The organism is Mesorhizobium sp. WSM4829 (assembly GCF_055811475.1).
The window spans coordinates 75969-96138 of record NZ_JBVVQJ010000021.1 but is presented as its reverse complement, the minus strand read 5'-3'; the positions used below and the strand labels follow the sequence as shown (position 1 = coordinate 96138).

Genomic DNA, 20170 nt, shown 5'->3' with positions numbered 1-20170 from the left:
ATCTCCCCCACTTGGGGGGAGATCGGAGGGCGCGACGGCTTTCGCCAATTGTCGACGTTGCAAGAATGAGCGAGGCGCCGAAGCTGCCAATCTCCCCACCTGTGGGGGAGATGTCCGGCAGGACAGAGGGGGGCGCCGTAGAGCGCCATCTCCCGGCAAGCGCACCAACATCGCGCCACCCCAATCGCGAGCAACCTCATGAGCACAACCGCGATCCAACCCGTCCCCTTCGGCCGCCGCCTCAAGCGCTTCATGGCCGACCGGCCGCTGATCCCGCTGATCATCCTGCTGGTCATCCTGGTGGTGGTCCTGCAGATCCTGCGCCCCGGCATCGTCAACGAGCGGTGGCTCGCCAACACGGTCAAATTCGCCATTCCGCTGGCAATTCTGGCCGGATGCCAGACCATGACCATGCTGACCGGCGGCATCGATCTGTCGGTCGGAACCGTGGCGACGATGAGCGCCTTCATCATGGCGACGCAGGTCGTCAACCATGACCCGGCGGTGGCGATCCTGATCGCCTTGGTGCCGGCGGTGCTGATCGGCCTGGTCAACGGCATCGGCGTCGGCGTCTTTCGCGTGCACCCGCTGATCATGACGCTTGGCACCAGCCTGATCGGCACCGGCTGCCTGCAGGTCTATCAGCGCACCGTCATCGCTTCGGGCGCCAAGATTCCGCCCTTCCTGGCCTGGTTGGGCACTGGCCTCACCTATGGCGTGCCCAACGCGCTGCTGCTGTTCGTGCCCATCGCCGTCCTCATCGTCTTCACCTTGAACCGCACCGGCTTTGGCCGCCTGCTTTACGCAGTCGGCGACAATGAAGGCGCAGCGCGCCTGTCCGGCGTCCGCTACTGGCAGGTCATCACAGCGCTCTACGTCATCTCCAGCGTGCTCGCCGGCATCACCGGCCTGCTCTACATCGGCCTGATCAAGGCTCCGTCGCTGTCGCTGGCCGAGCCGCTGGTGCTGCCTTCGGTGGCCGCCGCGGTGATCGGCGGCACCTCGATCTTCGGCGGCCGCGGCGGCTACACCGGCACCATCATCGGCGCGCTGATCCTCACCGTGCTGACGACGCTGCTGACCATCCTGCAAATGCCGGAAGGCGCGCGGCGGATACTGTTCGGCCTGATCGTGCTGTTTGTCACGGCGGCTTATTTGCGGATTATTGAGGATCGGTAGGGGTGGAGGCTGTAGCCGGGGGCTGCTTTTGACCGAAGCAGACTCTCGCAAACGGAGCCGTGCATGACAGCTTTGCGCGATGAAGCCGTTCAACACGCATCATTGGAACGTCTGCGCTTGGCGCTACCTATGCATTCCGGGAACGAGAAATTCGAAGGCTGGCCACTGACATCCACTGAGCGACTCGTGGCCGGAAAGTCGCATTAGATGGAGTGTCGAACCTTACGAAAGTCGGCACGGTTTTGGCGTTCGCCTAAGCGCGGAAAGCAGGGCGGCAGGTGGCACAAACCGCCGAAACCTCCGGCGGAAGTCCGCCACCCGAAATCATAGCCACCACGGCCTTGGCCGCATGGATACCCTACGCCGCCTGAACGATCTCGACCAGTTCAACGTCGAACACCAGATCCTTTCCGGCCAACGGATGATTGCCGTCGAGCTTGACGCTGGCGTCGTCGACGCCGACGACCGTCACCTGCATGGGGCGCCCTTCGGGGGTTCTGGCCTGCAATCGAGTACCGATATCGAGGTTGAGGTTGTCCGGCACCCTGGCGCGGTCGACGGTCATGACCGCTTCGGGGCGGTGGGGACCATAGGCGGCGTCGGCGGGAACGGTGACGGTGCTTTTCGCGCCTTCCTCCATGCCCTCGACATGGGTCTCAAGGCCCGGGATCACTTGCCCTTCACCGAGCTTGAATTGCAGCGGTTCGCTGCCGGAAGAATCGAATTGAGTGCCATCGGCTAGACGTCCAGTATAATTGATGCGCACGGTGTCGCCATTCTTGGCCTGTGTCATGGCAGTCATCCTTTGGGAGTTTTTGAGGGACCGGCCAGAGTTCACGGTCCCGTTTTCGATCATCCACGCACTAAGGTGCGCGGCGCGAAACTCTAAAACTAGGGGCTTGGCTGCCGATGTAAACCCACAATGCCGATTGAGCCCCCTGCGTAAAGACAGGTCGCGGAGGCGGACTGGGATCTGTTCGCCAGGGATCTGGGGCGCGCATTTTTCGAGCATGCCGTGGCGACAGAGATTGCGAAGACTCTGATCGGCCACCCACCCCGCGGTTTTTGGCGTTTGCTGATGTTGAGCGACGTCAGCTTTCGCCCAAGCGCATCAACCTTCAACAGCCAAGCTCCCCTGCTCCGCCTCCCCCGCATTAGGATCGCCCGGCGCCGTCGCCGATCACCTGGCTCGTGTTCCAGCCGCGCAAGCCATGGCGAGTCGCTATGGCATCGTGCACGGAAGACGCCACCGCCTTTACGGCAAGTTCGTGATCAATTGAATGACGCTCTGCCATTGCGGCCCTCATCCTGAAACGCAACTTGCCTTAGGCAAAACCACGGCCGCAATTCTTTTGCAACTACAGCTTGAGATATGCTTGGTCGATTGATGATCGAGGAGGGGAGCCACTACACTACTTGATCCTGCAGGAAACTGATCGACTATGGAGTAAGATCACTTCCGCCAGAGGCAGCTCTTCTGGGTGCTTTCGAGTTTGCTTCTATGCAACTTTGAACCGCGAAGGCCCGCCCTCAGCCGGCTCCCAGATATGTTTCGGCAATGCCGATGCTAGTCGACGTCGCGTCGGCACGCTCCTAGCTGGCCCAGGCGTAGAAGACGGCGAACAGCAGAAGCCACACCGCATCGACAAAATGCCAGTACCAGGATGCCGCCGTCGGGATGAAGCCGGCGCCGCCGGCTGAGCGCGCGCGGATCACCCGATATGCGGCGATCGACAGCAACAAGATGCCGATAACGACGTGCAGGCCGTGGAAGCCAGTCGTAAGGAAGAAGATCGAGGGATAGACACCATCGCGGAATCCCACCGAGGCGAGGCTGAATTCCCGAAGCTGAAGGCCGACGAACACGCCGCCGAGCGCGATCGCCACGGTAAGCCCGATAGCCGAAAGCTGCCATCGCTCTTTCAGAAGCCAGTCGTGCGCCGCTGCGACGCAGACCCCCGACGCGACGAGGATCACTGTGTTGAGAAGCGGGCCGCCCCAAGGGTCGTCGGGGCGCATCGGCGTAGGTGGCCATGAGCTGAACCCCGCGACCTCCGGATAGATCGCGTATCGTAGGTAGGCGGCGAACAAGGCGGCGAAGAACGCTACCTCGGACGCGATTAAGGCGATGATCGCGATCCTCGGGCCAAAGGTGTTTTGCGGACCATTCGCACGCTCACCACTCGTCGCCCGCGACCACGCTGTCAGAGCGATGAACAATGGCAGAAGCCCCACCGCGATCACGAGCGGACCGAGTACCGCGATGCTGCCTGCCAGCGTGCCGAACAGCGACGGGTGGAAGAGCGCGAGACCGGCGCACGCTAGCAGGAACAGCGAGACGGCAATCGCGACAGGCCATCGGCCATCCGTGCCGCCGACCTCGGTGACAGTCTTGCTCACGCGCCTGCCTCCGCGCCCGCCGTGCCGCGCGGACGCGCCATCTCGGGATCGTCATCCCATTCATGCGTGAAAGCCGGACCCCACACATCGCGCGGGGCCAGCGCGCCACGCCGCAGCGAGACCGCAAGCATCACCAGGAACAGCAGCGTGGAGGCGAGCGCGAGCACAGCGCCGAGCGACGCAATCATATTCCAGCCCAAGAAACCGTCCGGATAATCCGCGATGCGCCGTGGCATTCCTGCCAGTCCGAGGAAATGCATCGGGAAAAACAGAACGTTGGTGCCGATGAAGAAGCACCAGAAATGCAGCCGTCCAACCCACTCCGGGAACATGCGTCCAGTCATGCGCGGAAACCAGTAATAGAAGCCGGCGAAGATCGCATAGGTCGCGCCGAGGCTCAGCACATAGTGGAAATGCGCGACGACGTAGTAGGTGTTGTGCAGCACTTGATCCGCGCCGGCATTGGCAAGCACGATCCCCGTCGTGCCGCCGACCGTGAACATGATGATGAAGCCCAGCGCCCACAGCATCGGCACGGTGAGGCGGATCGAACCGCCCCACATAGTGGCAATCCAGGCGAACACCTTGATGCCGGTCGGCACCGCGATCACCATCGAGGCCAGCGTGAAGAAGGCACGCGGCGCGAAGCCGCCACCGACGGTGAACATATGGTGCGCCCAGACGATGAAACCCAGCGCCGCAATTGATGCCATCGCCAGCACCATGCCGGGATAACCGAAAATCGGGCGACCTGAGAACCGCGAGACGATCTGACTGATGATGCCGAAGGCCGGCAGGATCATGATGTAGACCTCCGGATGGCCGAAGAACCAGAAGAGGTTCATGAACAGCATCGGGTCTCCGCCGCCGGCTGGATCGAAAAAGGCGCCGCCGAAATTGCGGTCGGCAAGCAGCATCGCCAGCGCGGCAGCCAGCACCGGCATGGCGAGAAGCAGCATGAGCGACGAAATCAGGATCGACCAAACGAACAGCGGCATGCCGAACAGCGGCAAGCGATCCTCGCGCATGTTGAGGATGGTAGTGACGAAATTGATCGCGCTGATCACGGAAGAAATGCCGGCCAAGTGCAGCGCGAGGATCGTCATGTCGACCGATGGTCCGGGCTGGCCGTCTATGCCCGACAGCGGCGGATAGAGGCTCCAGCCGGTACCCGTTCCGTCGCCGACCAGCAGCGACCCGATCAGCATGATCAAGGACAGCGGCAGCAACCAGAAGCCGAGACTGTTCAGTCCCGGAAAGGCCATGTCGCGCGCACCGATCATCAGCGGGACGAACCAGTTGCCGAAGCCGCCGATCAACGCCGGCATCACCATGTAGAAGATCATGATCAGGCCATGCGCGGTGATCAGCGCGTTCCAGGACTGGCCGTTGACGACATAGTCCATGCCCGGCTGCGCCAGTTCGAGCCGCATGTAGCCCGAGATCGCGCCGCCCAGCGTCCCCGCCATGATCGCGAATCCGAGATAAAGCGTGCCGATCGCCTTATGGTCGGTGGTGAACAGCCAAGCCGCAATCGACCGGCACTCGCGCCTATGTTCGGTGGCGCTCATTTCGCCACCTGCGCTGATACAGTCGCGGCGCTGACCACCGGATATCGCGTTGCAGCGTCCCGCACCCAGGCGTCGAAATCAGGCTGCGCCATGGCCTCGATCGCGATCGGCATGAAGGAGTGATTCAGACCGCAGATCTGGTTGCACTGCCCGTAATAGACGCCCGGCTTCTCGACGCGTGTCCAGGTTTCGTTGAGGCGCCCGGGCATGGCGTAAATCTGTAGGCCCAGTGCCGGCATGAAGAAGGAGTGCACGACGTCCGACGATGTCACCTGTATGCGCACGACAGCGCCGACCGGGACAACCATGCGATTGTCGACCGCTAGCAGACGCGGTTCACCGGCCGGAACGGAGGCCGGCGGCAACATGATGGAATCGTATGCGAAGCCGCCATTGTCGGGATAGGAATAACGCCAGAACCACTGATGGCCGCTGGCCTTTATCGTCAACTGTGCGTCGGGAATATCGCTCTCATAGGCGAGCAGCTGGAGCGACGGCGCGGCGATCGCGCCCAGCACCAGCACCGGCGCGATCGTCCAGCCGAATTCCAGCCAGGGCATGCGCGTGACTTTTGACGCCGTGGGGTGCCGGCTCGCCCGGAAGCGCAAGAGCGCGAAACCGATCAGCATGGCGACGAGCGCGACGATGCAGATGCCGATCAGCAATATGTGGTCGTGCAGCGCAACGATCCGCTCCTTCGTCTCCGAGGCCGAGACGCCGAAACTTGTCTGCCAGTTCGCCGGCGCCTGCGCCAAGCCGTGCCGTGCGTCGAGCATCATTGCGGAGACAAAACCGAGGAAAACAGTGCCCCGCCCGCGCATGACATCTACGCCTTCAGCAGGGAGATGAGATGCGCGCCGAGGCGCGCACTGAGCGCCGCAATGGTGAGCGTGGGCGCATTCGCCGTGATGGACGGGAAGACGGACGAGCCAACGATGTAGAGGTTTGGATGGTCGTGGCTCTTCAGGTCCCTGTCGACGACCGAGGTGAGCGGGTCATCTCCCATGCGTGTCGTGCCGCCCATGATCGCGCTGTCAGCGATCGGGCCGAGCTGCTTGATCTGCGTGGCGCCGAGTGCAGCCATGAGCTTGTTCTGCACATCGCGCGCGACCGCCAGCCCGCGCGCCGTGTAGTCGTCAGACTTGAAGGCGATGTTCGGCCGCGGAATGCCGATCCCGTCCATCTGATTGCTCAGCGTCACGCGATTGTCCGGATTGGGAAGCATTTCGGCAGAGCTGCCAATGATCAGCTCCCGCGCGACGTGCGAACGGACTGCCGCCTTCAGCGCATCGCCGCGCAGGCCCTGTTTGATGAAGGTCGTCGCAGCCTGGAACGGACCGACCGCCCGCGCCCAGCCCTCGTTGGAAGGCGAGATGCCGATGGCCGCACGCTCGTTGCGGAAATCGCCGTCCCGAAGCTCGGCAATGCCACCGGTCGAGACCGGTCCGCGATAGGTGAACACGGGGTCCCTGGTCAGTCCCTGAATGCCGACATCGATCTGCGACAGCAGATTGCGGCCGACCTGGTCGGAACTGTTCGCCACGCCCGTCGGCGCATTGTCTCCCGTCGAAAGCAGTAGCAGCTTTGGCGTCTCAATGGTATGCGCCGCGATGACCACAATTTTTCCGGTCGCGCTGCCCTCGCTGCGATCTGGGCGACGGTAACGCACTTCGGCAATGCGTTTGTCCGGACCGACGACTAGCTCGTGCACCACGGCCTGCGGCTCGACATGCGCGCTGGCGCGCTCCGCGATGGCGAGATGATGCGTCGCGTCGTACTTCGCCTGGATGGGGCAGATCGGCACGCAACTCGCATTGCCGCAGCATTGCGGGCGGCCATCCCGCCACACCGAATTGCGCGCCTGTGGAAATGGCAACACCGAGTAGCCGAGCGCCTTGGCAGCGATGCCGACCTGCTTGTCGGCATAGGTCATGGGGATCGGTGGCATCGGAAACGACCTTGAGCGCGGCGCGCCGAAATCGGCGGTGTCGTCGCCCGCGACGCCGATCTCTTCCTCGGCGGCCTGATACCACGGCTCCATGTCGCCATAGGCGATAGGCCAATCGACGCCGACGCCGAACTTCGAGCGCATCTTGAAATCGTTTGGCCGGAACCGCGCGGCGAGCCCGCCCCAGTGCCACGTGGTGCCGCCGACGATCCTCGCCTGCTGTCCCCTAAAGGTGTCCGGCCCAGCCTCGACATAGTAGGCGGAGAAGTCGGATTCTTCCGGCTGCGGCGCATAGGGCTGGTCGGGGTAAGGCGAGTTCTGGCCCTTCGCGGACGAGTACTGGAATCGTGTCACAGCGGTGCCGCGATCGACGCGCGGTCCCGCCTCGAGGAACAGCACGCTGAAGCCTGCTTTCGCGATAGCCGCGCCGGCAAGCGCCGCGGCTACGCCTGAACCGACAAACACGACATCGGCGGACGCCGGCGCGGTCATTCGGAAAACCGTCCGGGCGGCGGTGCGTTCGCCCACGCGCCAAAATTCGTGTCGCATCGCGTCGGCGGCTTGGTGTAACCGCAGGCATGCCAGACGAACGCATCGAGATAGGTAAGGACGCGTTCTTCCGAGCCGTGCATGATGCTACCCGTATACCAGGCTTGGATGAGCGATTCCGACAGCGGTTTCAGCCCCGCCGACGCAACCGCGCTGTCCCATTCTGTCTCGGGCTGTTCCGTCACGATCGCATGCAGTTTTCCGAGATCGGCGGCGTCAGCCGAGAATGCCTGCAGGAACAATTCCGGCAGCGTGGCGTCGCTCGGCGACATGCCCGTCAGTATGCCTGTCAATTCGCGAAACGCGCCGAGGTCGATCGCGCTGCTCAACGCGACCTGGCTACGGGCCGCGGCGGGCAATCCGAAGAATGCGGCGAGCGTCGAGACGGCAATCAGAAGCTCCCGTCGCCGCACTGTTGCCGGCGCAGAATGATGCGGCGCCGGCTGACCTACCTGCTTGGGCAGACGCGCATCGTCACTGCCAGCCATCGGTACCCTCAAGGCGAGCCTCTGCTGAAACAACGAGGCCGCACGCTTATCTGAAGCTACGGCTCAATCTGAGATTGGTCAATCGACCCTTTCAAGCTCAGAACAGTCGAGCCAGAGAGCTCCACATTTGAGATCAAAAGCGCCGCTTGGGCCCGACCTTGCACGCGAATCCATGCGGTGGTCGTCCTCAGGAGGGGATAGCTAAGCCGTCGGCCGGAAATAGCCGATGTCGAGCTTGCCTTGCCACCAAACATGCGGTCCGTCAGGCCCTCCACAGCGTTAATCATCGCGCACGTTCCCCGATCAGTGCGAAAATCAGCGTGGAGCGATCTCTGCGACGAGATCGTTCGTCGTCTTGACCCCCGCCATGAAGCCGGCGGCATTGAATTGGTTCATGACGAAGAAAGCGCCGACGCCGCGTGTCGGTGCAATCGCAACATAGAGAAACATCCCTTGCAGGCCGCCGCTCTTCTGGAGGATGAGCGGGCTATGCTCGGTGGGGAGCATGATGACCCATCCGAGACCCATGGCGTCCATCGGGCCGCCGTCATCCAGCCCCACCACCGACGCGAGCCCGTCCCGGTACAAAAAAGCCGCGTGGTTCAAAAGCCGCAACTCGGCATCGGCCGCAGAAGGCTTGTTCTCGACATGCCAGTTCATCCAGCGCAGCAGATCGTCCGCGGTCGAGTACAATCCACCGGCGCACTCCATGGCTGTGCTCGTCGGCACGATGGGCATGGCGCTGCCGTCGAAGTTATGGCCCTGCATCAGGCGCGGCTCGTCCTCCGGCCTTGCGTTGAAAACCGTGTCTTTCATGCCGAGAGGATCGAGGACACGCTCCCGAAGGAGCTCGACATAAGGCTTTCCAGAGACATTCGCGAGCGCCGCTCCAAGGAGGTCGTATCCGAAGTTCGAATAGAGAACGGCGGTGCCCGGCGCGAACAGCAGCGGATTGTCCTTGAGGGCGGCAATCTGCGCCTCTTTGGTGTTCGTAGAGAAGGGGTCGGAGGGGGGCGCATCGGCCACTGGCACCTCCCGCGGAAGGCCGGAAGCTTGCGCGACGAGATCGATCAGCCGGAGGGCGCGGCCATCCTTCTCAGGGAGCGTGACGTCCCAGCCGAGGCGATCCTGCAGCCGGTCGGTGAGCTGTACCTTGCCGTCGATCGCCAGCGAGGAAAGCACACTGCCGCAGAACACCTTGCTCACGGATGCGATGCGGAACATTGTGTCGCCGTCGGGCACTTTTTCACTCCCGTCGGCAATCTTGCCGAAACCAGCCAAGGCCGTCTCGCCGTTGCGCACGGCGCCGAAGATCAGGCCAGGCACTTCGGTGGAGAGATACAGGATCGTACCGTTGAACTGCACCGCTTCCGTCAGCAGCTTGTCCTCGGCATGTCCAGAAGAGGGAACGGCTGCGATTGCCGTCAAAGCGATGGCCATAAGTCGGCGCGATCGAGACAAACGCATTGCCGAAATCCTTTGATGAAGCTGCAGAATAAAATCTTCGGAAAAAGGGCCGCCGCGTAGTATCTTACCATCTCTCCAGAAGCAGGGGATGTCAACAGAATGAACCGAAGGGGGTAATCGGCGGCGGTAGCGTAGTTTCGGCGGCTATTTGCGCTACAGTCATGCCGTATTTCTTGTCATTCGTCAGTTGATCGGGGCTGATCTCTTCATTAGCAAACCGACCCGCGGGTAATTTAGAAGATATGTGAAGCGCCGTCGGCAGGAGGGAGTGCTGTAGCGTCGAGCAATTTACAATAGGCGGATCTGCGTCGCGCCAGTCGTCGTATGATGAAGACCGGGCAGAAGAGCTGTGGCGGGCCAAGGCCCTATCTCCGCAAAAAAGACTCGCCGCTGTACCTGCCGCTTGGCGATACATCGCCTTGATGCGTGGCATTTCCCTTGCGCGCTCGGCCGCCGCCTCACACAGCCAAACGCCCCTGCTCCACCTCCGCAGCACCGGGATCCCCTGGCGCCGTCGCCCAGGCCAATTCCACCAGCGTCACCGTCCGCCTTCCAACCCCGTCGAGCTGGCAGACGATCAGCCCCTGCTCTTCGATATAGGTCAGCAGGCGCCGGGCGCGGCGCAGCGAGTGCGAGCCGTAGGCGCGGGCGATCGCCGCGTCGCTCGGGCAGGGCCAGCCCTCCTTCGCCGCGCGGGCGATCATCATGAACACGCCTTGCATATCCTCGGGCAGCAGCGAGGCGCGCGCCGAGACGTCCTGCCAGGCGTCATCCCCTGCCATGTCGGAGCCGAGGCCGGCGCGGGCGCGCGTCAGCATGCGGCGAAAGGCGGGCAGGTCCGGCACCACCGAGGCGAGGCCTTCTATCCGGCAGCGGACCACGAACTCCTGATAAAGCACGCCGATGACCCGGAAGCCCGCGTCGGGCTGCGCCAGAACGGCGCGCAGGACACGGTCGACGCGCTCACGCCGCTCCGCCAAATCCTCGGCGCTGATCGGCGGCTCCGCCGGTTCGGGGCGGATTTCCAGCGCCGCCGACTTCGCCGCCATCAGCTGATCGAGAAGGTCCGGCGACGACCGGCGCTGCGGCCGGACAGTTTCCGGCGGCGGGGCTGCCAGGATGATGGCGCGTGCGTCCTCAAGGGCTGCTTCCGGCAGCGGCATCAGCCGCGGCGTGCCATTGCGCGGACTTGTGTCGGTCGGGCCGATGCGCAAGCCGAGCGGACGGCGCGACAGCGCCGGGCCGAGCGCCATGAATTGCCCGCGCTCCAGGTCGCGAAAAGCCTCCGCCTGGCGCCGCTCCATGCCCAAAAGGTCGGCGGCGCGCGCCATGTCGATATCGAGAAAAGTCCGGCCCATGAGGAAATTGGAAGCCTCGGCGGCGACATTCTTGGCCAGCTTGGCCAGCCGCTGAGTGGCGATGATGCCGGCAAGCCCGCGTTTGCGGCCTCGGCACATCAGGTTCGTCATGGCGCCAAGCGAGAGCTTGCGCGCCTCGTCCGAAACCTCGCCGGCCACAGCCGGCGCGAACAGCTGCGCCTCGTCCACCACCACCAGCATCGGGTACCAGTGGTCGCGGGCGACCTCAAAAAGCCCGCCAAGGAAGGCGGCGGCGCGGCGCATCTGGTTCTCGGCGTCGAGCCCCTCGAGATTGAGCACCGTGGAGACGCGGTGGATGCGCGCCCGCTCGCCGGCGCTCTGCAGGCCGCGCTCGGTATGCTCCTCGGCATCGATCACCAAATGGCCGAACCGGTCGCCCAGCGAGACGAAGTCGCCTTCGGGGTCGATGATGGTCTGCTGCACCCAAGGGGCACTCTGCTCCAGCAGCCGGCGCAGCAGATGGGATTTGCCGGAGCCCGAATTGCCCTGCACCAAAAGGCGCGTCGCCAGCAGCTCCTCAAGATCCAGCGCCGCCGGGGCGCCTGCGGTCGTGTGGCCCATCTCGATCGCAACGGTCATGTCTCGACTCTCCTTAGGGAGAGGGCTTATCAACCGCATCACAGCCCGTCGAGCGCCGATGGCCGGCGGTTTCGGGTTGCGCACAGCTCGACGCTGCTGTCTGCCTGGATGGAGCGCAACCATCAGACGCATATCGACCGGCTCACGACGATGTTTCTGGCGCCAGCGCTCAAGCGAGGCTGGGACGGGCGATCACGGCGAATGAAGATCGGCGTCATCGCCTCGCATGCTGGACATCGTTTGCACGGCCGGCCGCCGAGCATGGTACGCGATTAAGGAACAGACTCTATTCCCGGCGCTCGAGGCCGGAAAAGCAGCAACGCGAGCGCGCCGACCAACACCGCATTGACCAGGGCAAGTGCCGACAGGACGGCAAGCATGCCATGCGCACCGAGCTGTTCGACCAGCAGCGCGCCCACGGAAGGGGCGGCGGCTTGAGCAATCAGGCTTGGCATGGCCAGACGACCCATAAGCCTGGCGTAGCCGGAGGCACCGAACAGGGCCAGCGGCAATGTTCCTCGGGCAATTGATTCCAGGCCGATGCCGGCACCGTAAAACGCCAAGGCCAGCGGGATGATCGGCATTCCCATCCAGAGAGCCGACAATCGATCGCCACGCATCCGACTGATACGACCTTGGTCCATATCGGATGGTGGTAGCGGGCAACGACCATCTCGATTGCGCGAGCGCCGACCTGCGACGGACCGACAAGCGCGCCCAGTCCCACCGCCGCGGCCAGCGCCATGCCAGTCGACTGAAGGACAGTTAGAAGATGGACGGAGAGGGTCGAGGATATGACCGCCGCGAGCGTTATAGTCGTCGCCAGGATGACCATAACCGGCGTCGACCTCGTCACAGGCACAGAAGCCACGACTGTCTTCTGATCAGACTGGCTGGCGGGCCGGGCGACGCCACGCGGCAGGATAAGGAGATACAGCGGCAGAGCGACCAGCAATTGCACGGCGGCATAGACCAGACATGCCCCTCGCCATCCGATCTCTCCCATTAAAAAAGCAGAAAGCGGCCAGCAAACCGTGCTTGCGAAGCCGCCGAACAGAGTGAGCGTGGTGATGGCGGAGCGCGCGCCATGGCCATATAGTCGGCCCAGGGTCGCAAAGGCGGCATCGTAGAGCCCAGCCCCCATCCCAAGGCCGATAACAAGCCAGGCAACGATGTAGGCCGCTAAACTTGGAGCAATTGCCAATCCGATCTGACCAATCCCGATGCATGCGGCGCTGAAGGCCAGCACATTCCGGCCGCCATGCCGTTCGATCGAGCTACCCACGCGTGGAGAAATCAGCCCGCCGACGAAAAGGCCGAGGGACAGGCCTCCGACAACCCATGCCAGAGGCCAACCCGTGTCGGCCACAACGGCCGGCGCAATCACCGCCGGGAGATAATAGGAAGACCCCCACGCCATGATCTGCATCATGCCGAGCGCGGCGATGATCGTGCCGCGACTGCGCGTAGGCTGTGAAAGACTCATGCCGCGACGCCGCAGCCGCAGCCCGACTTGCCGCTCGCCTTTGCCTTGGCATCGTCGGCACAACAGGCATCGACAGCTGCCGGCGCTGGTCCGCCACAGCAACCCTGGGACGACGAGCCTGAAAGTGACACCGGCACCGTGCAGACGCCGGTTTTGGGCAACACCAGCTGCACGGCATCGGCGGCAGCCATGTCGCCGGCGATCGCCGCGGCGACCGAGCGGACCTGCTCATAGCCGGTCAGCAGCAGGAATGTCGGCGCCCGGCCATAGCTTTTGACGCCGACCGTGTAGAAATCGGGCTCGGGGTGGCTGAGTTCGCGATGGCCATGCGGTGGGACATCGCCGCATGAGTGCTCGTTGGGATCGATGAGCGGCCCGAGCGCCTTGACGCCTTCGAGCCACGGATCGAGGTCCAGCCGAAGCTCCCGGGTCAAGGCAAGATCGGGGCGCTGCCCCGTCGCGGCAATGATCCTGTCGACGGGGTCGAGCGTGCGCAACCCGTCCTTTGCCTGGCCTTCGACAGCGAGGCGGCCGTCGACCTCACGGATAGCAACAATCGCAAAGCCGGTCACCAGCCGCACCCGGCCACTCTCGGCGAGCTCCCGGACATCCGAACCAAGCTCGCCGCGCGCCGGCAGGGCGTCGGCATCGCCGCCGCCATAGATGCGGACAAGGTCGGTGCCGCGTGTCACCCATAGTGCCGAAGTGCCCGGTTCGGTTTGCGCAAGCTCCGCCAATTCCAGCAAGGCATTGGCAGCGGAATGGCCGGCGCCGACCACCAATGTCGTGCGACCTGCATAGAGATGACAGTCGCGGCCGAGAACATTTGGGATGCCGTAGGCGATGCGGTCGCCAAATTCCCTCTCACCTTCGGCCGGCAAGCCACCCGCACCGAGCGGGTTCGGCGTCTGCCAGGTGCCGGATGCATCGATCACGGCACGGGCGCTGTCCCGGCGCGTGCCTTCCGCGGTTTCGACCACAAGCATGAACGGCCGCGTCTCCCGCGCCTTGCTCAACACCTTGTCGGCTCCCCAGCGGGAAATGGCGACAACACAGGCATTGGTCTCAATCGACGGCGCCAGTTCGGCAAGCTTGGCCAGCGGCGCGAGATACTGGTCGACGATCTCATCCGCGGTGGGGAACGCCTCCGGCTCCGGCATTTGCCAGCCATGGCTCTCGAGAAGTTTTCGGGCGACCGCATCGACACAATAACGCCATGGCGTGAAAACCCGGACATGACCCCAATCCCGAAGGTTCGAGCCGACAGAAGAACCAGCCTCGTAAACCCTAACCGGAAGGCCACGGCTGACCAGTTGGGCGGCCGCCGCCACGCCAACAGGTCCGCCGCCGATGATAGCGATCGGGAGATCGTTTTCAGAAACCATGACACCCCTTCTATGTTTCTAGGATTATAGAAATACCAGTCAAAAAAGAGTTATGCAGCCGCCTCCCCGACAGCCGGGCCGCATGCGGCATCGGCACAACATTCGTCGGCAAGAAAGCCAAGGAGATCGTTCATGACAGGGTAATTGGCCCGGCAGATCAGCGTCGTTGCTTGGCGTTCCTGGGAGACCAGGCCGGTCAGGATGAGCCGGTGCAGATGATGCGACAGCGTCGACGCAGCGATGCCAAGGCTTTCCTGCAGATAACCGACCGGTCGCCCGGTTTCGCCTGCCCGCACCAGCGTGCGATAAAGCTTGAGCCGCGTCGGATTGCCGAGCGCCTCGAGCTGTTTTGCTGCTTGTTCGAGTTTCATGGAAATAAGGTAGCGCCGAGACGACGTCCCGTCAATACTATTTCGAACATCATCGAATTAATCGTATACCGGTATCGCACACCCGCCTCACATCGACCGCTGGTTGACCCGCTTGGCGACTTCTTCGGCGCTTTCGACCCGCTCGGAATAACGGTCCGTGAGATAGGCGGACCGATCCCGCAAGAGCAGCGTGAACTTCATCAGCTCCTCCATCACGTCGACGATCCTGTTATAGTACGGCGACGGCTTCATGCGGCCGTCCTCATCGAACTCGTTGAAAGCCTTGGCTACCGACGACTGATTGGGGATGGTGACCATCCGCATCCAGCGGGCTAGGAGACGAAGCTGGTTGACGGCGTTGAAACTCTGCGAGCCGCCAGACACCTGCATCACCGCCAGCGTGCGGCCCTGCGTCGTCCTGACGCCGCCGGCCGAGAGCGGCAGCCAGTCGATCTGCGCCTTCATCACTCCCGTCATCGAGCCATGCCGCTCCGGCGAGCACCAGACCTGCGCTTCCGACCAGATCGACAGGTCTCGCAGCTCCTGGACTCTGGCGTGGTCGGCCGACGTCGAATCCGGCAGCGGCAGGCCGGCGGGATTGTAGATGCGCACCTCGGCGCCGAGGCGGCGCAAAATGCGAGCCGCCTCCTCCGTCGCAAGCCGCGAATAGGACCGCTCGCGCAGCGAGCCGTAGAGCATCAGCACGCGAGGTTTTTGGATCGACCGCGGCATGTCGAGCAGCGCCTGCAGGTCGATCGGCCGGAACAGGTCTTCGTCGACGTTCGGCAACGAGTCTTCAGGCATTTGGTCAGGCAACGCGCTTGCCCTGCGCGTCGATGACAACGTCGCCGTCTTCCTTGGTGAACGGCCCGATCTCAGGATTGGGCAGGATGTCGAGAACCGCTTCGGACGGCCGCGCAAGCATGGTGCCAAGCGGTGTGACGACAATCGGCCGGTTGATCAGGATCGGATGCGCCAGCATGAAATCGACGATCTCGTCGTCGGTCCATTTGGGGTCACCGAGGTTGAGCTCGGCGTACGGCGTGCCCTTCTCGCGCAGCAATTGCCGCGGCGTCATCCCCATCGCCGCGATCAGATCGACCAGCCGTTCGCGCGACGGCGGGTTTTTCAGATACTCGATCACCTCAGGCTCTTCGCCGGACTGCCGGATGATGGCGAGCGTGTTGCGCGAGGTGCCGCAGTTGGGATTGTGGTAGATGGTGATGGTCATTTCGCGGCTCTCATCTGTCTGATTGGCTTGGGTTCAGCGAGCAGCCATCCTGCCAACGCCATCGCAAGCAGCGCGCCCAGCAGCTCGGCGACAATAAACCCCGACAGATCTATCGGCCGGATGCCCGCGAAGGTGTTGGAAACCGCCCGGGCAATGGCGACTGCCGGATTGGCAAACGAGGTCGAGGCCGTGAACCAATAGGCCGCGGTGATGTAGAGGCCGACCAGCCATGGAATGGCATCCGAACGGAAGCGAAGACCGGCGAGAATGGTGAAGACCAGGCCGAAGGCGGCCACCAGTTCCGCAATCCATTGTCCGTTTCCGGTCCGCACGGTTTGCGAGATCTGGAGAATTGGCAGTTCGAACATGGCGTGCGCCAGCAGCGTTCCGGCGATGCCGCCGGAAATCTGGGCGATCACATAGGCCAGTGCAGCGTTCGCTTCGATTTCCCGCCTGAGGGCAAAAACCAGCGTCACCGCCGGATTGAAATGCGCTCCGGAAATCGGTCCGAGTATGGTGATCAGCACCACCAAAATCGCTCCAGTCGGCAGCGTGTTGCCGAGCAGGGAGAGACCCACATCGTCCGTCAGACGATCCGCCATGATGCCGGAGCCGACGACCGTCGCGACCAGCATTGCCGTGCCGAGCGCTTCCGCGACGATGCGGCGGGACAGGTCAGCCGCCATGATGTCAGCCGGCCTTCGGCAGATCGCGGCCGATTTCATCGAGCCGTTTCTGCAGGGCGAGCTTGTCGATCGTGTTCATCGGCAGGCTGACGAAGATCGAGATCCGGTTGTTGAGCATGCGATAGGCTTCGGCAAAGGCCAGATGCTTTTCGGCGTCGGTGCCGTCCACGGCGGCCGGGTCGGGCACGCCCCAATGCGCGGTCATCGGCTGTCCCGGCCAGACCGGGCAGGCTTCATTGGCCGCGTTGTCGCAGACGGTGAAAACGAAATTCATCTCGGGGGCGCCAGGAGCCGCGAATTCCTGCCAGTCTTTTGAGCGGGCGAAGGACGTGTCGTGGTTGAGGGTTTTCAACAGCTGGAGCGCGTAGGGATGGACCTCTCCCTTCGGGTGCGATCCGGCCGAATAGGCCCTGAACTTGCCGGCGCCGACACGGTTGAGGATCGCTTCGGCAAGGATCGACCGTGCCGAATTGCCGGTGCACAGGAAAAGCACGTTGTAAGGGTCATTCATGGGGTGGTCCTCCCTTCTAGCAGTTGCAAGTCACGGCCTGAATGACCGGCTGGCAGAGCTCCGGCGCGCCGTTGCAGCAATCCTCCATGAGATAGGCAAGCAGATCGCGAAAGCCGGTCATGTCGGCGACGTAGCGGATCGTCCGGCCGTCGCGCTCGGCGCGGACCAGGCCGGCATGGTCGAGGACCTTCAGATGCGCCGACATGGTGTTCTGCACCGCACCGAGGCGCGCGGCGATCTCGCCGGCTGGCACACCGTCCGCGCCCGCCCGCACCAGCAGGCGAAACACTTCGAGCCTGGTGTCCTGACCAAGCGCTGCCAATGCGAGAAGAGCGGTGTTCTTATCCATGTATCCTAAAATCCGGAATTATCGATGTATATGGCGGGTGTGTGACAGTCAGATGACAATTGGCACTCGAAAATCGTCGCCGAATGCACAGTACAATAGCGCGCAATCTGCAAACACGACGTAGAAATTGGAAAGCGGCAAATGGCTCTCGGCCGGCGGGCGAATCACCGCAGGTCGAACCTCAACGGCACATTGACACGCGAGCTAACGCCTTCTGGCGGCGCCGGCACTGTAGCGCCCTGCAGCAGGTCGAGTACACTGCGGTCGAGATCAGGGTCGCCGGACGAACCGGTGATGCGAACGGACGTCACTCGGCCGGAGCCGGCCACCATGAAGGAGACGGTCACAGTTCCTTCCGAACGGCGGGCTTTCGCGGCCTTCGGATAGCGCTTGTGCCGATTGAGCCACCTTGTCAGTTGCGAGTTCCACTTCTTGGCGTCCCCGCGTCTCGCAGCCGTTGCCTTGGTCGATTTCGGGGCGGCCGCCCTGGCTGCGGATGTCGCAGCGACACTGGCCGTCGTCCGCGGCGGTGCGGCCTTTTCCTTTTTCGGACGCTTTTTGGCTTCTTTGACAGGCTTCTTCGCCTTGACCTCAGCCGGCTCCTTTACCTCAGTCTTTGCTTGTTTCTTTGGCTTGGCCTCGACGGGTTTGTCGACCGGTTTCGGCTGCGGCAGCGGAACGACCACTTCCGGCGTGACGGCCTCGGCAATTTCGGGCACGACTTCCTCCAGCGGCGGCTGGTCGACCCGTTCCGCCACGGTCGGCGGGGTCGGCTCGACCGTGTCGACCGGAGCGACTTCCGACGGCTCGGTGACCGGCTCGGCCTGCTTGACGGGCGGTTCGGGCGGAGGCTCCGTTTCGGTTATCTCGGGCTCCTCGGCCGGGTCCGGCTGATCGGGCGCTATCTCATCCGATATCGGCGCCGGCTCGGCCGGCGTGAGCGCCATTGGCGACAGCTCGATCACCTGCGCCTGCGGCGGCCCGCCATCGGGCTCGGCCGGGCGCCAGCTCTGCATCGCATAGCCGACCGCGGCATGCGCCATCAGGACCAGCGCAGCCGCGCCCGCCCACCAGGCGATCTCGCGCGCGCCGAACCGCCGCTGATCGGCCATCGGCAGGGCGGCCGCCGGCGACATTATTGGCCGGTTCCGACTTGCGGCGCCGCGGCATCGCTGGGCGCGGTCTCGAGGCCAACCAGCGCGATCTTCAGATAGCCGGCGCCGCGCAAAAGGTTCATCACCTCCATCAGCTCGCCATAGCCGACCGCCTTGTCGGCGCGCAGGAAGATGCGCGTCTGCCTGTCGCCTTTTGTCCTGCCGACCAGCGCAGCGGCGAAGGCTGCGCGCGGCACGCTGTCGTTGCCGATCGCCAGGCTGAGATCGTTCTTCAGCGTCAGGAACAGCGGCGTCTCCGGTCGAGGCGCAGGCGTTGCGGTCGAGCCCGGCAGGTCGACATTGACATCCACGGTCGCCAGCGGCGCCGCGACCATGAAGATGATCAGCAGGACCAGGATCACGTCGATGAACGGCGTGACGTTGATCTCGTGATTTTCCTCGAGATCGCCGTCGATGTTCTCTCGAATTCTAGCCGCCATGGCGTCGCTCCGTGTTCATTCCGCGGCGAGCTGCTTTGCCGGCGCGGCCGTGCGGAAATCCAGATCCCGGCTGACCAGCCGCTCGACCCCTGCCGACGCATCGGCAAGGATCTGCCTGTAGCCGGCTATCGATCGCGCGAAGACGTTGTAGATGACCACCGCCGGGATCGCCGCGACAAGGCCCATCGCCGTGGCCAGCAAGGCTTCCGCAATGCCCGGGGCAACGACGGCGAGGTTGGTGGTCTGCGCCTGCGAGATGCCGATGAAGGCGTTCATGATGCCCCAGACGGTGCCGAACAGGCCGACGAAGGGCGCGGTCGAGCCGATTGTCGCCAGCACGCCGGTGCCGCGCGACATGCGCCGCGCCGCCGCCGCCTCGATGCGCGACAGGCGCGAGGTGACCCGTTCCTTCAGCCCGTCGCCGGACACATGGTCGAGCGAGCCGGCCGAAAGCGCGGTCTCTTCCTCGGCTGCCCGCACCAGCAGGGCGCCGGGACCGTTATTGTGGCCAAGCGCGCGCCCGGCCTGGTTCAACGTCGCGGCATTGCCGATCGCTTGTGCCGCGCGGCGGGCGCGCAGCTTGCCGCCAAGGATCTCCAGCGATTTGGCCAGCCATATCGTCCAGGTGACGAAGGACGCAAAAGCCAACCCGATCATCACCGCTTTCACGACGATGTCGGCCGCCATGAACATGCCCCATGGCGAGAGGTCACGCGGCAGGGTCAGGGACGTTGCCGTCGAAGGGCCAGTCTCGGTAGGCGTTGTCTCGATAGGTGTTGTCACGCCGGGCTGCGTCGCCGGTGGCGCGGCGGCGTCTGGCGCAGGCTGCCCAGGCACTGGAGCCGGCGCCTCGATCGCCGGGGCCGCGCCCGGTTGCTCCTGGGCGGCTGCCTCCGGTTGCTCCTGGGCGGCTGCGTCGCCGGCCGACAGGATGGCGGATGCGAGCAACGCCGCGAACAAACCATGTCTGGACAAGGGCTTCTTCCTTATTCTCAAG

20 protein-coding genes and 1 pseudogene are annotated in these 20170 nt (G+C 63.7%); 1 reads left to right on the top strand and 20 read right to left on the bottom strand.

Annotated elements, in window-relative coordinates; translation table 11 throughout:
* The first annotated feature begins 198 nt into the window (after positions 1-198).
* Complete coding sequence (locus AC0L17_RS20460) at positions 199-1179, top strand: ABC transporter permease (protein WP_023800493.1); 981 nt, start codon at positions 199-201, stop codon at positions 1177-1179.
* 358 nt (positions 1180-1537) lie between these two features.
* Here the strand turns inward: AC0L17_RS20460 and AC0L17_RS20455 are convergent, their stop codons facing one another.
* The 20 genes and pseudogenes from AC0L17_RS20455 to exbB all read right to left on the bottom strand — a co-directional run bounded on the left by AC0L17_RS20455 (position 1538) and on the right by exbB (position 20148).
* Positions 1538-1972 carry an FKBP-type peptidyl-prolyl cis-trans isomerase gene (locus AC0L17_RS20455; RefSeq protein WP_473512366.1) on the bottom strand — a complete coding sequence of 145 codons (435 nt, stop codon included), beginning with the start codon at positions 1970-1972 and terminating at the stop codon, positions 1538-1540.
* 361 nt (positions 1973-2333) lie between these two features.
* Positions 2334-2474 carry a hypothetical protein gene (locus tag AC0L17_RS20450; protein ID WP_473517159.1) on the bottom strand — a complete coding sequence of 47 codons (141 nt, stop codon included), beginning with the start codon at positions 2472-2474 and terminating at the stop codon, positions 2334-2336.
* Between the two features lie 298 nt (positions 2475-2772).
* Entirely contained in the window at positions 2773-3579 is an 807-nt protein-coding gene (locus AC0L17_RS20445) for a cytochrome c oxidase subunit 3 (protein ID WP_091592351.1), read from the bottom strand.
* Entirely contained in the window at positions 3576-5150 is a 1575-nt protein-coding gene (locus tag AC0L17_RS20440) for a cytochrome c oxidase subunit I (RefSeq protein WP_091592349.1), read from the bottom strand. The genes AC0L17_RS20445 and AC0L17_RS20440 overlap by 4 nt, the downstream gene beginning before the upstream one ends.
* The gene (gene coxB / locus AC0L17_RS20435; RefSeq protein WP_473517158.1) at positions 5147-5971 is read right to left on the bottom strand and encodes a cytochrome c oxidase subunit II; all 825 of its coding nucleotides are present in this window, start codon (positions 5969-5971) and stop codon (positions 5147-5149) included. Before coxB ends, AC0L17_RS20440 begins: the two co-directional genes overlap by 4 nt.
* A gap of 5 nt (positions 5972-5976) precedes the next feature.
* Positions 5977-7590 (bottom strand): GMC family oxidoreductase, encoded by a 1614-nt coding sequence (locus AC0L17_RS20430; protein ID WP_091592497.1) that lies wholly within the window; start codon positions 7588-7590, stop codon positions 5977-5979.
* On the bottom strand, positions 7587-8135 hold the full coding sequence (locus tag AC0L17_RS20425; protein WP_091592345.1) for a sugar dehydrogenase complex small subunit: 549 nt from the start codon (positions 8133-8135) through the stop codon (positions 7587-7589). Before AC0L17_RS20425 ends, AC0L17_RS20430 begins: the two co-directional genes overlap by 4 nt.
* Positions 8136-8450: 315 nt before the next feature.
* Entirely contained in the window at positions 8451-9575 is a 1125-nt protein-coding gene (gene ampH, locus AC0L17_RS20420; protein WP_473517157.1) for a D-alanyl-D-alanine-carboxypeptidase/endopeptidase AmpH, read from the bottom strand.
* Between the two features lie 485 nt (positions 9576-10060).
* On the bottom strand, positions 10061-11560 hold the full coding sequence (locus tag AC0L17_RS20415; protein WP_473512357.1) for a helicase HerA domain-containing protein: 1500 nt from the start codon (positions 11558-11560) through the stop codon (positions 10061-10063).
* A 272-nt stretch (positions 11561-11832) separates the two neighbouring features.
* Positions 11833-13046, bottom strand: a pseudogene (locus tag AC0L17_RS20410) (MFS transporter).
* Positions 13043-14431 (bottom strand): NAD(P)-binding domain-containing protein, encoded by a 1389-nt coding sequence (locus AC0L17_RS20405; protein WP_473517156.1) that lies wholly within the window; start codon positions 14429-14431, stop codon positions 13043-13045. Before AC0L17_RS20405 ends, AC0L17_RS20410 begins: the two are co-directional and overlap by 4 nt.
* A gap of 50 nt (positions 14432-14481) precedes the next feature.
* Positions 14482-14802, bottom strand: coding sequence for an ArsR/SmtB family transcription factor (locus AC0L17_RS20400; RefSeq protein ID WP_473517155.1), 321 nt, complete (start codon positions 14800-14802; stop codon positions 14482-14484).
* 87 nt (positions 14803-14889) lie between these two features.
* A complete protein-coding gene (arsH, locus tag AC0L17_RS20395) occupies positions 14890-15606 on the bottom strand; it encodes an arsenical resistance protein ArsH (protein WP_473517154.1) in 717 nt (238 codons plus the stop codon).
* A 4-nt stretch (positions 15607-15610) separates the two neighbouring features.
* Complete coding sequence (gene arsC, locus AC0L17_RS20390; RefSeq protein WP_473517153.1) at positions 15611-16033, bottom strand: arsenate reductase (glutaredoxin); 423 nt, start codon at positions 16031-16033, stop codon at positions 15611-15613.
* On the bottom strand, positions 16030-16719 hold the full coding sequence (locus AC0L17_RS20385) for an aquaporin (RefSeq protein ID WP_473517152.1): 690 nt from the start codon (positions 16717-16719) through the stop codon (positions 16030-16032). Before AC0L17_RS20385 ends, arsC begins: the two co-directional genes overlap by 4 nt.
* 4 nt (positions 16720-16723) lie before the next feature.
* Positions 16724-17230, bottom strand: a complete 507-nt coding sequence (locus AC0L17_RS20380) for an arsenate reductase ArsC (RefSeq protein ID WP_287122344.1) — start codon at positions 17228-17230, stop codon at positions 16724-16726.
* Between the two features lie 16 nt (positions 17231-17246).
* Positions 17247-17579, bottom strand: coding sequence for an ArsR/SmtB family transcription factor (locus tag AC0L17_RS20375; RefSeq protein ID WP_077380823.1), 333 nt, complete (start codon positions 17577-17579; stop codon positions 17247-17249).
* A gap of 164 nt (positions 17580-17743) precedes the next feature.
* Entirely contained in the window at positions 17744-18715 is a 972-nt protein-coding gene (locus AC0L17_RS20370; protein ID WP_473517151.1) for an energy transducer TonB, read from the bottom strand.
* Complete coding sequence (gene exbD / locus AC0L17_RS20365; RefSeq protein ID WP_091592320.1) at positions 18715-19173, bottom strand: TonB system transport protein ExbD; 459 nt, start codon at positions 19171-19173, stop codon at positions 18715-18717. The genes AC0L17_RS20370 and exbD overlap by 1 nt, the downstream gene beginning before the upstream one ends.
* A gap of 15 nt (positions 19174-19188) precedes the next feature.
* Positions 19189-20148: a tonB-system energizer ExbB gene (gene exbB, locus AC0L17_RS20360; protein ID WP_473517150.1), complete on the bottom strand. Its 960-nt coding sequence runs from the start codon at positions 20146-20148 to the stop codon at positions 19189-19191.
* Positions 20149-20170: the final 22 nt, after the last annotated feature.

Excerpts from the sequence above, each read along its gene's own strand:
- AC0L17_RS20430 (WP_091592497.1), bottom strand. The coding sequence starts at position 7,590 with ATGACCGCGCCGGCGTCCGCCGATGTCGTGTTTGTCGGTTCAGGCGTA.
- AC0L17_RS20415 (WP_473512357.1), bottom strand. The coding sequence starts at position 11,560 with ATGACCGTTGCGATCGAGATGGGCCACACGACCGCAGGCGCCCCGGCG.
- exbD (WP_091592320.1), bottom strand. The coding sequence starts at position 19,173 with ATGGCGGCTAGAATTCGAGAGAACATCGACGGCGATCTCGAGGAAAAT.
- arsH (WP_473517154.1), bottom strand. The coding sequence starts at position 15,606 with ATGCCTGAAGACTCGTTGCCGAACGTCGACGAAGACCTGTTCCGGCCG.
- AC0L17_RS20455 (WP_473512366.1), bottom strand. The coding sequence starts at position 1,972 with ATGACACAGGCCAAGAATGGCGACACCGTGCGCATCAATTATACTGGA.
- AC0L17_RS20425 (WP_091592345.1), bottom strand. The coding sequence starts at position 8,135 with ATGGCTGGCAGTGACGATGCGCGTCTGCCCAAGCAGGTAGGTCAGCCG.
- AC0L17_RS20440 (WP_091592349.1), bottom strand. The coding sequence starts at position 5,150 with ATGAGCGCCACCGAACATAGGCGCGAGTGCCGGTCGATTGCGGCTTGG.
- AC0L17_RS20400 (WP_473517155.1), bottom strand. The coding sequence starts at position 14,802 with ATGAAACTCGAACAAGCAGCAAAACAGCTCGAGGCGCTCGGCAATCCG.
- AC0L17_RS20460 (WP_023800493.1), top strand. The coding sequence starts at position 199 with ATGAGCACAACCGCGATCCAACCCGTCCCCTTCGGCCGCCGCCTCAAG.
- AC0L17_RS20380 (WP_287122344.1), bottom strand. The coding sequence starts at position 17,230 with ATGAATGACCCTTACAACGTGCTTTTCCTGTGCACCGGCAATTCGGCA.
- arsC (WP_473517153.1), bottom strand. The coding sequence starts at position 16,033 with ATGACCATCACCATCTACCACAATCCCAACTGCGGCACCTCGCGCAAC.
- coxB (WP_473517158.1), bottom strand. The coding sequence starts at position 5,971 with ATGCGCGGGCGGGGCACTGTTTTCCTCGGTTTTGTCTCCGCAATGATG.
- AC0L17_RS20375 (WP_077380823.1), bottom strand. The coding sequence starts at position 17,579 with ATGGATAAGAACACCGCTCTTCTCGCATTGGCAGCGCTTGGTCAGGAC.
- AC0L17_RS20405 (WP_473517156.1), bottom strand. The coding sequence starts at position 14,431 with ATGGTTTCTGAAAACGATCTCCCGATCGCTATCATCGGCGGCGGACCT.
- AC0L17_RS20450 (WP_473517159.1), bottom strand. The coding sequence starts at position 2,474 with ATGGCAGAGCGTCATTCAATTGATCACGAACTTGCCGTAAAGGCGGTG.
- ampH (WP_473517157.1), bottom strand. The coding sequence starts at position 9,575 with ATGGCCATCGCTTTGACGGCAATCGCAGCCGTTCCCTCTTCTGGACAT.
- AC0L17_RS20370 (WP_473517151.1), bottom strand. The coding sequence starts at position 18,715 with ATGTCGCCGGCGGCCGCCCTGCCGATGGCCGATCAGCGGCGGTTCGGC.
- AC0L17_RS20385 (WP_473517152.1), bottom strand. The coding sequence starts at position 16,719 with ATGGCGGCTGACCTGTCCCGCCGCATCGTCGCGGAAGCGCTCGGCACG.